Here is a 14,854-nt window from a genome sequence, read left to right on the forward strand (position 1 = left end):
TTTACTCTTCAATTTCCTTTCACATAACATGAATATCTTCAACATTTCATTTTAAACCAACACGGTTACCTACTTCAAAATTATCAGTAGTATGAACTATCCATTTGCGTTTATTAGCAATAATTTCAATTTCTCATAATAATCCTTTAAAAGCAATAGTTTTAATAGTTCCATCAAAAAAACCACTACCTGCATTAACTAAATCAATATCTTCTGGTCGAATAACAATATCAATATTACGTTCTTGTTCACCAAAACCAGTATCAGAGCATGCAAATTTTTTACCGTCAAAACGAACACAATAATCATTAACAAATACACCATTTTCAATAACATTCGAGCTACCAACAAACTGTGATGTTCATTTATTTTCAGGCTCATTGTAAATATCTTGTGGTGTCCCAATTTGTTGAATTTGACCTTGATTTAAAACAACTACCCGATCTGACATAATAAATGCTTCTTCTTGATCATGAGTAATAAAGATAAAAGTAATATTAATTTCTTCTTGAATTTTTTTTAATTCTACTTGCATTTGTTGACGTAATTTCAAATCCAAAGCAGCAAAAGGTTCATCTAATAATAAAATTTTAGGATTAAGAACTAATGCTCTAGCTACTGCTACTCTTTGTTTTTGACCACCAGATAAATCATTAACATCTTTATCTTCCATACCATTTAATTTAACCAAATCTAAAGCTTTTTTAACTTCTTTTTTGATTTTTTCACGATCAATTTTTCTTAACTTTAAACCATAAGCAATATTATCAAAAACATTTAAATGTGGAAATAAAGCATAATTTTGAAAAATAGTATTTATTTCTCTTTTATGAATTGGAATTTTAGTTAAATCCTTACCTTTAAACAATAATTGACCATTGTTTGGTTGTTCAAAACCAGCAATAATCCTTAATAATGTTGTTTTACCACAACCACTAGGACCAAGAATGGTAAGAAATTCACCTTCATGAATATTTAAACTAATTCCTTTTAAAACAACTTTACCATCATATTCTTTGGTAATATTACGTAATTCTAAAATATTTACACTCATAATTTCCTCCTTTAAATGGTTTAAAAAATTGGTGGATTTGAAACTCATAAAATAGTTGCAATTGAATTATTGGGATTTTCTAAATAATGTTTTTCATTACCTTTAATATAAAATGCTTCATTAGCTACTACTTTTACTCTAGTTGCACCATAATGAACAAATACTGTTCCACTTAATACATATCCAAAGATCTGACCTTGAAATGGCGGAATTTTATTTGAATTACCAAATGGTTTTAAACTTAAAATTACTGGTTCTAATGTTAATTTTTGAGCATTAGGAATAATTCATTTTATTTGATAATCTTCTTCGTCACTAACAGTAACATCTTGTGATTTAAAAACTATTTTTTCTTTTACTTCACCAGCAAAAAAGGTTGATAATGGACAATCAAAAATGTCTAAAATACTTTTTAGTGTTTCAATACTAGGTGAAGAAACATCATGCTCTAACTGACTAATAAATCCCTTTGATAAATCACAACGTTTCCCTAACTCTTCCATAGTTAAATTGTGTTTCAATCTTAAAGTTTTTAACTTTCTTCCAATTTTCATATTGATTATTTTCTCCTTTTGTTTATTTATACTAAACTTTAAGTTAAATAATACAAATAAAATTATATAATATTTTTTAAAAAAAACAATTATTTATTTTATTTATTAAAAATAAAATAAATATAAAATTATTAGTGTAAAAATGTGTAATAAAAAGAATATTTTTTTCATTTTTCTACTATAAAATTAAAATAAAATTTATTACTTTAAAATAAAGTAATAAATTTAAAAAATATATTTTATTTTTTTAGTAAAGAAGAAATTGATGTGTTTTAATAAATTACCTTTTACATTGTTGATGTATTAGAATTGTATACACTTGTTGAAGAATATAAATTTTCTAAATTTGAATTTATAATTTTTTTTGAACCTTCAAAATCTAATTTTTGCTCTTCTTGTTTTTCATCATCTTTTTTTGCTAACATTTGAGTTATTTCAAAACCACCATCGATAGCACCACTAATGGCACCAACAGCAACTAAACCAATAATAGAGGAGTACCAAGAATAGCAACCCCTCCGGCTGCACAAGTAATAGAGGCTACATTAGTAACAATAGTAGCAGCATTAGCAACCGTAGAGGCAACTAAATTAACAGCCGCAACACCAATACCAACAACTTTTGCAGCGCCAGTAACAACTCCAATAGTACTACCCGCTGCAATAAGTTCAATGGGAGTAACATTATTTTTTACTTTATTATTTAATTTTTCTCTTTTTTCCATAATGGGCATATCTTTTAATCTTCCTTATTTGAAATTTAGAATAAAAAACCTATTTACTTTAAAATAAAGTAAATAGGTAAAAAACTTATATTAAGTTTGATGTTATTATAACATAATACATTAGTATATATTAATATTCATATTATTTTTTTCATATACAATATGTAAAATAACTATAATCAATTATTAAATTAAATTTTATTTTTACATTCTTGACCAGATAAAATTACTTTTAAATTTTCATAAGTAATTTCAATCATATTTTTAACAGCTTCATCAGTATACGATCCAATATGTGGTGTCACAATAACACGTGGATATAATGATAATAATTTATTTGTAATATTATCGGGAGTTGGTTTTCCAGCAAAATCTTTAAAAAAACTTTGCTTTCATTTTTGCTAAAAAATTCTTGTCAACTAAATGGTAATTTTCTTCTTTAATATATGGACAATGTAATGAAATTAAATCCGATTCTTTAAGTAAAGTTTTTAAATCACAATAAGTTAGAATACTTTTTGCTTGATCACTTTCATAAATATCATATCCTAATACCTTTGCTCCCATTCCATGTCATGCCTTAGCTGCTTGATAACCAATGCGGCCAGTTCCAATAATTCCTATTGTTGAATTACGAATTTCTTTGGCAAACATAAAATCATCAATTTTAAAATTATGATTTTGTTGATGATTAGCACTATAAAATAAATTTCGAAGTAAGCCGTTTCCCATACTTACTGCTAATTCACTAACAGCATTGGGCGAATAACCAGGTACATATGCCATTTTAAAACCTAATTCATGAGCTTTTTTTAAATCAATATGATTATAACCAACAGTTCTAGTTAATAAATATTTAACGCCATATTCTTTCATTTTTAATAAATTTTGCTCATAACAGTCACAATTAGCACGAACCATTACTGCTTCATGTCCCTTTGCCGTTTCAATATTATCCTTTGTTAAATACTCTTCAATTAACGTTAAATCATATCCATAATTTTTATTTAATGTTTCAAAAAAAACCTTTTCTGTTTTACGAACACCATAACAAACCATTTTAATTTTTTTTGCCATATTTTTATTCCCTTTCTTTTGTTTATATTTTAACTAAATAACGGTGTTGCGCCAATCGCTGTAGTAATAATTACTCAAAATGGTAATGAAATAATTGAAAATAATGTAGCAATTAATGTTAAATTACTTGTTAACAATGGCTGTTTTTTGTAAGCAATTGAATAGGCAACAATAACTGATGCTGGGGGGCTGCTAACATAATTACAATAACGCCTAATCCAACAGTATCTAATTTTCATGCTCCGGTTTCTTTTCCAATTGCCGCAACTGCACAAACTAATGCTAATCCAAATAATGGTGCAAAAATAATTTTCATTACCATTCCAAATCATACTTTTTTATCTTGTGCAGCATCTTTAAAATTACCTTTTGCTAAAGTAATTCCAATTGCCAATCATGCTAATGGCGTACATAATGCCTCTAAAGTTTTTGTTACTTTAAACAATGGTGGAAATGTATTATCTAATCGTAATGGTGAAAAATGTTGACCACTAGTAATATCATTTTGATCAGGAACAATAGCAATTCCAGGAATTAATTGTGTAACTCAAAAAATAAATCCAACCATAGTTGCAATTAAAATTGGATTTAAAAAAATCTGCTTTACATTCTTTATTAAATTTTCTCTTTTTATTACTTTCATTTCTGATTTAATTTGTGCATATCCATCAGTATTTAGTTTTGTATCAACAATAAAATCAGCACCAGTTTGTCCTTTTGTTACTACTGCTGCTTTAATAGGTTTGCTCATTACAATAAACCCTAATGAATATAAAAATATTCGATATGGAATATTAAAAATATTAGCTGGTAAGGTGGCAGCTCCATTATCAAATAGTGCTGTTACTACAGGAATTCCAAAAAATGTTGTTGAAGCAAATACAGTACACATTGCTAATGTATCTTGAATATCCTTATCATATTTAATATAAAAATATTTAGCAACTATTCCCAGTATCATATAGAATAAAAAACCAACTAGTAAAATTGCAACTTGCGTTTTAACTTGCTCTGTTGTTGTATTTGTCATAAAACCATCAAAAGCTAAAGATGGTAAACCAACAACCATAACAATTTTAATTAAAACTGCTTCTCAGTCTTTTTTAAATGTTATAGTATTAATGATACTAAAAAACAAAATAAATTAGATTTTAAATCATACATTAATAATCCCAATTTAGAACAAGAACAAATACTAAATATTAATTATATACCAATAGCAATTATGAGAAATAAAGCAAATGAACAAGCAGATTGTGAAAAAGTAATGGATAAAATTAAAGCACTAGATGTTATTTATGAACAAATTGTTTTAGATACTATTTTAAACTCACCTAAATTTATATTTAGTCAAACTTATGGTAATGTTCAATCAGCATTAGAAGAAGCAGTAAGAACTTTGGTTACTAAAAACTACATATTTAAAAGTGGTGGAGATAATAATGAACAAAACGAAAATATCAATATGACAAATAGTAATTTTAAAGGTAAAAATTTAACCGATATATACGATTGAAATGTTAATGAAATATTTAAACGTTGTGGTATTCACATTCCAAGTCAAAAAAAATCAGCACAACAATCAGTTCCCGAAAGTACAGCTGTAAATATTTCAACCATTAATTATATTGAACAAAAATTATGACAATTTAATATTGATATTCTTAAATTTATTCAAATATTAGTGAAAGTTGATAAAGATTTATTAATTAGCTAAATTGTAAAGGTAAGTGCAACTAAATTATTTTTCTATCCAAATATTCGATTGGTGAAAGATAATTTAGTATTTTTCTCGGTTTTTGATTTAAAGACAATATAAATTTATGAACTTCATTTTTATTAGTTTTTGAAAAAATAAATTTTTTAGGAAATTTTTCTCTAATTAAACCATTAGTATTTTCATTAGTACCTCTTTGTCAAGGTGAATATGGATTGGCAAAATAAATTTTTACATCTAAATTTTTTTCAAGTTGTTGTCAATTTGAAAATTCTTTGCCACGATCAAAAGTAATAGTTTTAACAATGTTTTTAGGAAGAATTGATAAATAATAACTGACATTTTTATTAATAACTTTAGTAGTTCTGTTTTTAACTAATATTGCTAAAGTAAATCGTGATACTCTTTCAACTAAAGTTATTAAACATGATTTGCTTTTACCTCGTGATGATACTATAGTATCTCCTTCTCAATGACCAAGTGTTATACGATCATTAACATTTATATCTCGTTCTTTAATTGATTTACCATTAAACTTGCCACGATTTTCTTTAGATTTTCGTTTTTTACCTTTTCTTCTTAAATTTTTACTAGTAACTTTATCAAGCATTCCAAAATAAATTCAAGTATAAATTGTTTTAAAACTAATAACTCATTCTTTATGAAAATTTTTAATTCTGCCATAAATTTGTTCAGGTGATCAACCTAATAGTAATTTTTGTTGTACATATTTTACTAAATTCTTATTTTTAAACTTATGAAAACTAATATGTGATTGTTTTCGATTTTCAGCTTTATTTTGTGCAATTAATGAAAAATAATGATTATTATCTTTATTTCTATTAATTTCTCGAATAATAGTACTAATACTTCGATTAAGATTTTTAGCTATTTCACTAATTTTAAATTTAAATTTCAATTGATTCTCAATATAAATTCTTTCATCTATGCCAAGATGTTTATAACTCATATAAAAACTCCTTACTTTTTTCTAAACTAAATTTAGCATTATGAAATTTTTATATGAGAATTTTTTGCAATTTTATTTACTTGCACTTACAAGTATAACTCAGCATTAGTAAAACATTTAATATTAATGATGAACAAGAAATTAATAATTTAACAGTTAAATTAAAATTATTTAATCCCGAAAATAACCAATTAATAGGAGAAAACAATGGACAACCAAGACAACAAACCACAAACGAAGTTTCCGCAGAAACAAACTAAACTTAATCAAGCAGAAGTAGAAAATGATTATTTAATTGATAATATTCCTTATGACTTTACTAATATGATGCGTGCTACTAGTGACCCAGATATTAATAGAGCATATGATGAATTTAAAAAAAGAACTATATATATTTATGAAATTGAACGTTTATTTAAAAATAATGAAAATAATAGTTTAAAATTTTCAGCAAATACTATTAAAATAGGTTTTATTGATATTGATAAAGCATTAAAAACCACTGCCGTTGAAACATCAGACTTTACTATGCAATTAAATCAAAGAGCTAGCACAAATATTAATGATAATACAATTGAATATAGTATGACTGATATTAAAAATTTAATATTTCAAGAAATAAATTTATTAAATCAATTTAAATTATATGCAGTTAGTATAAATGAACCATTAACTGAAAATAATATTGATAATTTATATATCATTAATAATTATTCACAACCTTATCAAAATCCAAAAACAAGAAGTACTAAAAGTATTACTATTATTAAAATTAAAGATTTTAAAACAAGAGATGGTTATCCAATCATTATTAAATTACAAAAACCATTAGATAAAGACACAAAAGTAATTGGTTTAAAAATTAAATCACCCAGAAGCATGATTTTTGGCAATATAAAGGTACTTGGTGAAGTTGATAATATGGAAGTATACCCAAAGTTATTTGTCAAAGATAAGATAGCATTTCCGCTATTATCAATGCCTATTGAAACTCAACCAAAAGTTAGAATATTACAACAATGATTTAGTGAACAAATTTTACCTTGAAAATTAGCAAAACAATTTATAGGGCAAGAAAAATCAGTTTTAGATTTAATTGCTATTGGTGGTGGTAGAGAAACAAGAAAAGAAATTATTAATAATGCCAGAGTAACTAATGCTTGATTAGGTTATTTTATAAGTTCTCATGATTTTGGACAATGACCATTAAAAGAAAAACGAGAACTGAAAGATAAAGAAGTATGAAAAATTCATGATGCATTAGGTACAACATATACAAGTATTGCTACAAATGATGAATTTAAAGATGTTGAATTAGAAATAAAAGATAAACCACCAGTTGATAGTTTACAAAAAGTATTATTAGATATGCTAACTTATACATATAATTATAATAGAAACTTTGATGGTGCTATATATGAAAATGGAAATCCTAAAAATAAAATAGCAGAATTAAGACAAAAATTTGAAGGACAAAAACCCGATGATGTTATTACTAATTTATTCAAACAATGAAAATTAGATTATCCAAATTATATTAACTTAGAGCAAGTAAAAATATTTAAACAATTAATAATTATGTTATCACATAATATTTATTCAAATATGTCAATTAATAAAGGTTTAAATGATGATAATAAAATTTTATTACCATATTATTTCGAATTAAAATCAAATCCTATACATACAGATAGTGGTGAAGTTTGAAATTTTAAAGATGCAAAAGTAACATTAAAATCTGCATATTTTGATTTTATAGATATCAATAATATTAAATTAAAAAATATTGATATTAGTCAAAATGAATTATTTAAATTAGATGATAATCAATTTAATTGATTATCTATTACAAATGAATTAGAAACTAATAATATACCGTCACTAATCCCAGCAGATTGAACATTAGGTAATGGTGAATATGGAAAATATTTTACAAGAGTAGTTATTGATAAAAGTAAAATTGAAAATTCTTTAAATTTATATGGTTCAAATAAATTTCAGTTATTTTCAAAATTAGAATTTTATAAAGAAATTTCACAAATTGATAATAATAACGAATTTGAATTGCAAATTGAAAATCCGATTAATAACTTAAATCGAATTGAAATTAGTGGAATATTTGGTGCTGGTAATTATGATTTAATTTTAATTACTGATAAACAAGAAATAAACTTACAAAATATTAATTTATTTGATAAATATAATGAAAATATTTCTTATATAAATCTAGAAATTTAATTACTAAAATATCCAGTAGTATAATTTCCATCTCATTTTACGTCTTCTTTATTAGTAGGTTTTCATGCAAAATATAATTCTGTTTTATTGGGGCTTATTGCTTTATTTCATCATATAATACTTGTTCCATATATTGCTTTTCCATCTGGTGTTAAATAATATTTAAGTTTAGTATTTTCATGGGTAAGCACCCCCCATGATTAATCCTATTGTTCCGGTTGTAGCACCAGTTAGTGCTAATGCTAATGTTATTTTACTTAAATTTGTTTTTATTCATGTTTTCATATTAAATTACTCCTTTTTTCCTTGATTTTACTTTTAAATTGTACTATTTTTGATTATTTTTACAAGTATGCTTTTAAAAGCAAAATAACGCCTAAATTAAAGGTTTTTATTTTTTGATACCTATACTATTAATTGAATTGTATTTGTTTATTATATAGCAAATGTGAAGATACTTTTTTTCACAGTAGCATTATTTTTACCCCTAATTACATTTTTATATGGATACAGTGAATAAAACAAAGCATCATATGGGTCTTGATACATATTTTTGTCAGGAATATTAGTTTTTGTTTCATCATAACGTAATTCTTCTAAACATTGAGTTGTTTTTGGTAAATCATCTTTATTTGCATAAAAATTTCCATAACTCATAATATTTCTCATTCAAACCACTCTATTAGTTAATCCTGCTTCTTGATTTAAATTTGAAGCATGTTTAATAGCAGTTTGTGTTATTAGAATAGTATTATGTTCATCGATTAATTTTTGATTTAATCAATCAATGGCAGTTCGTGCTTTATCATCATAAAAATAAATTGCTTGTTCAAAATTTTCAAAATTATCCATTAATCCTAAAATTTCATTAACATAAGCATTAATTTTTTCATTTTCATTTATAAAGTCATTTGGTGTAACTACTAATTCACAAATAATATAAGCATCATAATAACCAGTATTATTATATTCTTTAAAACCAACTACCATAAATACAGTATGGTCTTTTGGTCCCGTAGCTCAATCAATACCAACACTATAAAAATCAAATTTATACATTTCTTTTTCTTGATTATAAAATTGTTTTAAATCATATGATTGTCAATATTTTACTGTTTTTTGAAATGGGAAAATTGTTGCATCGCTATCTAAAAATTCAAAACCATAATAAACAGTATTATATTCATCTGGATTACTTTTTTCCATTTCTAATAATGTTCTTTGTTGAATGTCAGGTAATTTATTTCAAAATGGTTGAATAGTAAATCTTAAAACAAATAAACCTAAACCACTAAACATATCTTTATTTTCATAATAAACTTTACCAACTTTTTTAAGATTTTTCATGACTTCATCATTTAATGGTAAAAATGGTGTACAGTATTTTAAATAAAATGGATGATATTTATCATAAGGATTACATGTAAAAGTAATGAAAAAACTTTTATAAAAGCTAAATTGTAAAGGTAAGTGCAACTAAATTATTTTTCTATCCAAATATTCGATTGGTGAAAGATAATTTAGTATTTTTCTCGGTTTTTGATTTAAAGACAATATAAATTTATGAACTTCATTTTTATTAGTTTTTGAAAAAATAAATTTTTTAGGAAATTTTTCTCTAATTAAACCATTAGTATTTTCATTAGTACCTCTTTGTCAAGGTGAATATGGATTGGCAAAATAAATTTTTACATCTAAATTTTTTTCAAGTTGTTGTCAATTTGAAAATTCTTTGCCACGATCAAAAGTAATAGTTTTAACAATGTTTTTAGGAAGAATTGATAAATAATAACTGACATTTTTATTAATAACTTTAGTAGTTCTGTTTTTAACTAATATTGCTAAAGTAAATCGTGATACTCTTTCAACTAAAGTTATTAAACATGATTTGCTTTTACCTCGTGATGATACTATAGTATCTCCTTCTCAATGACCAAGTGTTATACGATCATTAACATTTATATCTCGTTCTTTAATTGATTTACCATTAAACTTGCCACGATTTTCTTTAGATTTTCGTTTTTTACCTTTTCTTCTTAAATTTTTACTAGTAACTTTATCAAGCATTCCAAAATAAATTCAAGTATAAATTGTTTTAAAACTAATAACTCATTCTTTATGAAAATTTTTAATTCTGCCATAAATTTGTTCAGGTGATCAACCTAATAGTAATTTTTGTTGTACATATTTTACTAAATTCTTATTTTTAAACTTATGAAAACTAATATGTGATTGTTTTCGATTTTCAGCTTTATTTTGTGCAATTAATGAAAAATAATGATTATTATCTTTATTTCTATTAATTTCTCGAATAATAGTACTAATACTTCGATTAAGATTTTTAGCTATTTCACTAATTTTAAATTTAAATTTCAATTGATTCTCAATATAAATTCTTTCATCTATGCCAAGATGTTTATAACTCATATAAAAACTCCTTACTTTTTTCTAAACTAAATTTAGCATTATGAAATTTTTATATGAGAATTTTTTGCAATTTTATTTACTTGCACTTACAAGTATAACTCAGCAAAAATAACGAGTAATCTTTTGTCCAAAGGTAGAACTATATATATTTTTATCAATAAATGTTTAACTTCACTCTTTAATAGGTTTATTTGATACTTTAATACGATTACTTCTAAACATAGAGTTTTGTAAACGTTCATATCGATATGTTAATTGTTTTTCAGTTAATGTTTCTTTTTCTTCTGCCATAATAATTTCATCTGTTCTTGAACCTAAAAAACTTGACCCACCTGCTTCTTTTCCAAAAATCTTATTACCATTAGCATAACCAATAAAGTCAATTTGTTGATTACTTGGAAAGATAATACATCCCCCATCCTTAGTAATTTTTCATTTAATGCCATGTGGATTATTAGGTAATAAATTAATATTATATGTATCTAATAAAACTTGACAAACATTCATTAAAGCACCAATTGTAGTTTCACTATGAGTATTTTCATATCTTCTTACTTCTTGAACACTACTATCTCTAAAATTACAACATATAAATAAATCAAATGCTAAACAGTTTCAAGTTTTTCTTGTTCCACGTGCTGTTGGAACAAAACGATAAAAACAATTAGTAGTAAAATATTCTGCTCATTCATCACCAACAAATTCTTTAAAAATATCTCAACTAAAACCATAATTATTATCACTAAAATTAAGATTATATTTTTTATTTAATTGTCCATAACTACTAATAAAAGCCATATTTACTCCTTATTTTTAAAAAAAAATTAAACTTAAATTATTAACAAACAAAAATTAGAAAGGAACATTAAAAATGTTTATATTACCATTCGCAAATCATTTTGATTGAGACAAACATGATTTTAATCAAGATGAATTAAGTTTAAAACAAACAGAAGAATTATTTGCAAAAATAGATGATTATTTATGAAGTATATGTGATAAATCTGAATATAAATCATATAGATTTAGACAACGAAAATTAAAAGCAAAAAAAGGTTTATTAACTTATAAACGACGTATTTGCACACATTATAACACAAAAACACAAAAAATGGAGTACGTATCATTATTAGATAATTATCTTGGTGTTAAAAAATATAGTAAACTTGCACCTAACGTTATTAAACAAATTTTAAAATATTTTGCTGATGGTAAAAAGTATCGTGATGTTTGTGATACTTTTATTGAAGATTTAATAAGTAATAGTACAGTTTGTAGAACATATCAAAAATTTGAATTACCAAAAGCAAATATTCCCAAAATACCATTACAACCAAATCAAAATTTATATGTAAATATTGATGATGGTCATCGAAAATTTAAGTTTAATGAAAAACACAATACTAAAAATTGTAAAAAATGTTCGATGAGATTAATAGTAATGTGTACTGGTAAAAAGAAAAATGGAAAATTAATTAATAAAAGAGCTGTATGTAAAATAAGAGTTTCAAAAACAGAAATTGGTGCTGAAAAAACCGCAAAATTAATAGAAAAATATGGTAATTTATTTTTTGAAAACTTTGACCAAGCAAATTTAATAGTTTGTGAAGATAGTGCAAAATGAATTAGAAAAACTGCTACAATTTTAAATGCTAAATTTATTTTAGATAAATTTCATGCTTTTCATGTTTTATTTCTTGGTATAATGGCAGGAAGAAGAAAAAATCAAATTGCTAAATTACACTATCAAAATGCAATAAATTTATTTGCCAAAGGTCAATATTATGAATTAATTGATTTTTTACAATCATTAACTTTACAATATGCTAAATTGTAAAGGTAAGTGCAACTAAATTATTTTTCTATCCAAATATTCGATTGGTGAAAGATAATTTAGTATTTTTCTCGGTTTTTGATTTAAAGACAATATAAATTTATGAACTTCATTTTTATTAGTTTTTGAAAAAATAAATTTTTTAGGAAATTTTTCTCTAATTAAACCATTAGTATTTTCATTAGTACCTCTTTGTCAAGGTGAATATGGATTGGCAAAATAAATTTTTACATCTAAATTTTTTTCAAGTTGTTGTCAATTTGAAAATTCTTTGCCACGATCAAAAGTAATAGTTTTAACAATGTTTTTAGGAAGAATTGATAAATAATAACTGACATTTTTATTAATAACTTTAGTAGTTCTGTTTTTAACTAATATTGCTAAAGTAAATCGTGATACTCTTTCAACTAAAGTTATTAAACATGATTTGCTTTTACCTCGTGATGATACTATAGTATCTCCTTCTCAATGACCAAGTGTTATACGATCATTAACATTTATATCTCGTTCTTTAATTGATTTACCATTAAACTTGCCACGATTTTCTTTAGATTTTCGTTTTTTACCTTTTCTTCTTAAATTTTTACTAGTAACTTTATCAAGCATTCCAAAATAAATTCAAGTATAAATTGTTTTAAAACTAATAATTCATTCTTTATGAAAATTTTTAATTCTGCCATAAATTTGTTCAGGTGATCAACCTAATAGTAATTTTTGTTGTACATATTTTACTAAATTCTTATTTTTAAACTTATGAAAACTAATATGTGATTGTTTTCGATTTTCAGCTTTATTTTGTGCAATTAATGAAAAATAATGATTATTATCTTTATTTCTATTAATTTCTCGAATAATAGTACTAATACTTCGATTAAGATTTTTAGCTATTTCACTAATTTTAAATTTAAATTTCAATTGATTCTCAATATAAATTCTTTCATCTATGCCAAGATGTTTATAACTCATATAAAAACTCCTTACTTTTTTCTAAACTAAATTTAGCATTATGAAATTTTTATATGAGAATTTTTTGCAATTTTATTTACTTGCACTTACAAGTATAACTCAGCATATAAAAAATTAAAAGTTGGTTATTTTATTAATGCAAAAGATGGTGTATTAAACCAAGCATTAGTTGAAAATATTGGTTGCTTTACTGAAACTAATATTAAACAAATTTTAAAGCATATGATTGGTGATAGAACTTATAACATTGATATGTATACAAAAATGGTTAATTTTAAATGTTATCAAATAAATACAATTATCCAGTTATTATAAATTAAAACTTAAATTTAAAAAATAAATGCTGAGTTATACTTGTAAGTGCAAGTAAATAAAATTGCAAAAAATTCTCATATAAAAATTTCATAATGCTAAATTTAGTTTAGAAAAAAGTAAGGAGTTTTTATATGAGTTATAAACATCTTGGCATAGATGAAAGAATTTATATTGAGAATCAATTGAAATTTAAATTTAAAATTAGTGAAATAGCTAAAAATCTTAATCGAAGTATTAGTACTATTATTCGAGAAATTAATAGAAATAAAGATAATAATCATTATTTTTCATTAATTGCACAAAATAAAGCTGAAAATCGAAAACAATCACATATTAGTTTTCATAAGTTTAAAAATAAGAATTTAGTAAAATATGTACAACAAAAATTACTATTAGGTTGATCACCTGAACAAATTTATGGCAGAATTAAAAATTTTCATAAAGAATGAATTATTAGTTTTAAAACAATTTATACTTGAATTTATTTTGGAATGCTTGATAAAGTTACTAGTAAAAATTTAAGAAGAAAAGGTAAAAAACGAAAATCTAAAGAAAATCGTGGCAAGTTTAATGGTAAATCAATTAAAGAACGAGATATAAATGTTAATGATCGTATAACACTTGGTCATTGAGAAGGAGATACTATAGTATCATCACGAGGTAAAAGCAAATCATGTTTAATAACTTTAGTTGAAAGAGTATCACGATTTACTTTAGCAATATTAGTTAAAAACAGAACTACTAAAGTTATTAATGCTGAGTTATACTTGCACTTACAAGTATAATTCAGCATTTTCTAAAAATAATACGTTTAAATAACGTATTCTTATCTTTTTCTGGCATATTTAATTTTCCTTTCAATGTTAAAATAAATTATTTTAAATAACATTATAACATCAAATATAATGATAAAAACTTTTACAATAGTATATAATTATAAATAAGTAAGGCTTAAAAATAAATATAACTTTTAGGAGG

15 protein-coding genes and 1 pseudogene are annotated in these 14,854 nt (G+C 23.9%); 4 read left to right on the plus strand and 12 right to left on the minus strand.

Annotation, left to right across the window (positions count from 1 at the left end; translation table 4 throughout):
* Nucleotide 1: 1 nt before the first annotated feature.
* The 6 genes and pseudogenes from potA to AACL03_RS04265 all read right to left on the minus strand — a co-directional run bounded on the left by potA (nt 2) and on the right by AACL03_RS04265 (nt 4,547).
* Nucleotides 2–1,054 (minus strand): spermidine/putrescine ABC transporter ATP-binding protein, encoded by a 1,053-nt coding sequence (potA, locus tag AACL03_RS04240; protein WP_286640486.1) that lies wholly within the window; start codon nt 1,052–1,054, stop codon nt 2–4.
* Between the two features lie 20 nt (nt 1,055–1,074).
* Nucleotides 1,075–1,608, minus strand: coding sequence for an XRE family transcriptional regulator (locus AACL03_RS04245; protein WP_339039478.1), 534 nt, complete (start codon nt 1,606–1,608; stop codon nt 1,075–1,077).
* Between the two features lie 287 nt (nt 1,609–1,895).
* Nucleotides 1,896–2,033, minus strand: coding sequence for a hypothetical protein (locus tag AACL03_RS04250; RefSeq protein ID WP_339039480.1), 138 nt, complete (start codon nt 2,031–2,033; stop codon nt 1,896–1,898).
* A gap of 53 nt (nt 2,034–2,086) precedes the next feature.
* On the minus strand, nt 2,087–2,341 hold the full coding sequence (locus AACL03_RS04255) for a hypothetical protein (protein ID WP_339039482.1): 255 nt from the start codon (nt 2,339–2,341) through the stop codon (nt 2,087–2,089).
* A 182-nt stretch (nt 2,342–2,523) separates the two neighbouring features.
* Nucleotides 2,524–3,409, minus strand: a pseudogene (locus tag AACL03_RS04260) (NAD(P)-dependent oxidoreductase).
* Nucleotides 3,410–3,539: 130 nt separating this feature from the next.
* Complete coding sequence (locus AACL03_RS04265) at nt 3,540–4,547, minus strand: AEC family transporter (protein ID WP_339039486.1); 1,008 nt, start codon at nt 4,545–4,547, stop codon at nt 3,540–3,542.
* 87 nt (nt 4,548–4,634) lie between these two features.
* Here AACL03_RS04265 and AACL03_RS04270 point away from each other — a divergent pair, with 87 nt between their 5' ends.
* Entirely contained in the window at nt 4,635–5,126 is a 492-nt protein-coding gene (locus AACL03_RS04270; protein WP_339039487.1) for a hypothetical protein, read from the plus strand.
* 19 nt (nt 5,127–5,145) lie between these two features.
* On the opposite strand, the gene AACL03_RS04275 is transcribed toward AACL03_RS04270, so the two are convergent.
* Nucleotides 5,146–6,096, minus strand: a complete 951-nt coding sequence (locus AACL03_RS04275; RefSeq protein ID WP_339038665.1) for an IS30 family transposase — start codon at nt 6,094–6,096, stop codon at nt 5,146–5,148.
* A gap of 207 nt (nt 6,097–6,303) precedes the next feature.
* On the opposite strand from AACL03_RS04275, the gene AACL03_RS04280 reads away from it, so the two are divergent.
* On the plus strand, nt 6,304–8,334 hold the full coding sequence (locus AACL03_RS04280) for a hypothetical protein (RefSeq protein ID WP_339039489.1): 2,031 nt from the start codon (nt 6,304–6,306) through the stop codon (nt 8,332–8,334).
* Here AACL03_RS04280 and AACL03_RS04285 read toward each other — a convergent pair.
* The 4 genes from AACL03_RS04285 to AACL03_RS04300 form a co-directional block, all read right to left on the minus strand.
* Nucleotides 8,331–8,525 (minus strand): hypothetical protein, encoded by a 195-nt coding sequence (locus AACL03_RS04285; protein ID WP_338957845.1) that lies wholly within the window; start codon nt 8,523–8,525, stop codon nt 8,331–8,333. The genes AACL03_RS04280 and AACL03_RS04285 overlap by 4 nt on opposite strands.
* A gap of 244 nt (nt 8,526–8,769) precedes the next feature.
* Entirely contained in the window at nt 8,770–9,810 is a 1,041-nt protein-coding gene (locus AACL03_RS04290; RefSeq protein ID WP_339039491.1) for a hypothetical protein, read from the minus strand.
* Entirely contained in the window at nt 9,811–10,761 is a 951-nt protein-coding gene (locus tag AACL03_RS04295; RefSeq protein WP_339038665.1) for an IS30 family transposase, read from the minus strand.
* 165 nt (nt 10,762–10,926) lie between these two features.
* On the minus strand, nt 10,927–11,559 hold the full coding sequence (locus AACL03_RS04300; RefSeq protein WP_339039493.1) for a hypothetical protein: 633 nt from the start codon (nt 11,557–11,559) through the stop codon (nt 10,927–10,929).
* A gap of 73 nt (nt 11,560–11,632) precedes the next feature.
* Here AACL03_RS04300 and AACL03_RS04305 point away from each other — a divergent pair, with 73 nt between their 5' ends.
* Nucleotides 11,633–12,598: an Mbov_0401 family ICE element transposase-like protein gene (locus AACL03_RS04305; RefSeq protein WP_339039495.1), complete on the plus strand. Its 966-nt coding sequence runs from the start codon at nt 11,633–11,635 to the stop codon at nt 12,596–12,598.
* A gap of 12 nt (nt 12,599–12,610) precedes the next feature.
* Here the strand turns inward: AACL03_RS04305 and AACL03_RS04310 are convergent, their stop codons facing one another.
* Complete coding sequence (locus tag AACL03_RS04310) at nt 12,611–13,561, minus strand: IS30 family transposase (protein WP_339039497.1); 951 nt, start codon at nt 13,559–13,561, stop codon at nt 12,611–12,613.
* A 446-nt stretch (nt 13,562–14,007) separates the two neighbouring features.
* On the opposite strand from AACL03_RS04310, the gene AACL03_RS04315 reads away from it, so the two are divergent.
* Nucleotides 14,008–14,661 carry an IS30 family transposase gene (locus AACL03_RS04315; protein ID WP_339039499.1) on the plus strand — a complete coding sequence of 218 codons (654 nt, stop codon included), beginning with the start codon at nt 14,008–14,010 and terminating at the stop codon, nt 14,659–14,661.
* Nucleotides 14,662–14,854: the final 193 nt, after the last annotated feature.

Origin of the sequence: Spiroplasma endosymbiont of Andrena trimmerana, from assembly GCF_964019575.1 — a bacterium.
Lineage (GTDB): Bacteria > Bacillota_I > Bacilli_A > Mycoplasmatales > VBWQ01 > Spiroplasma_E.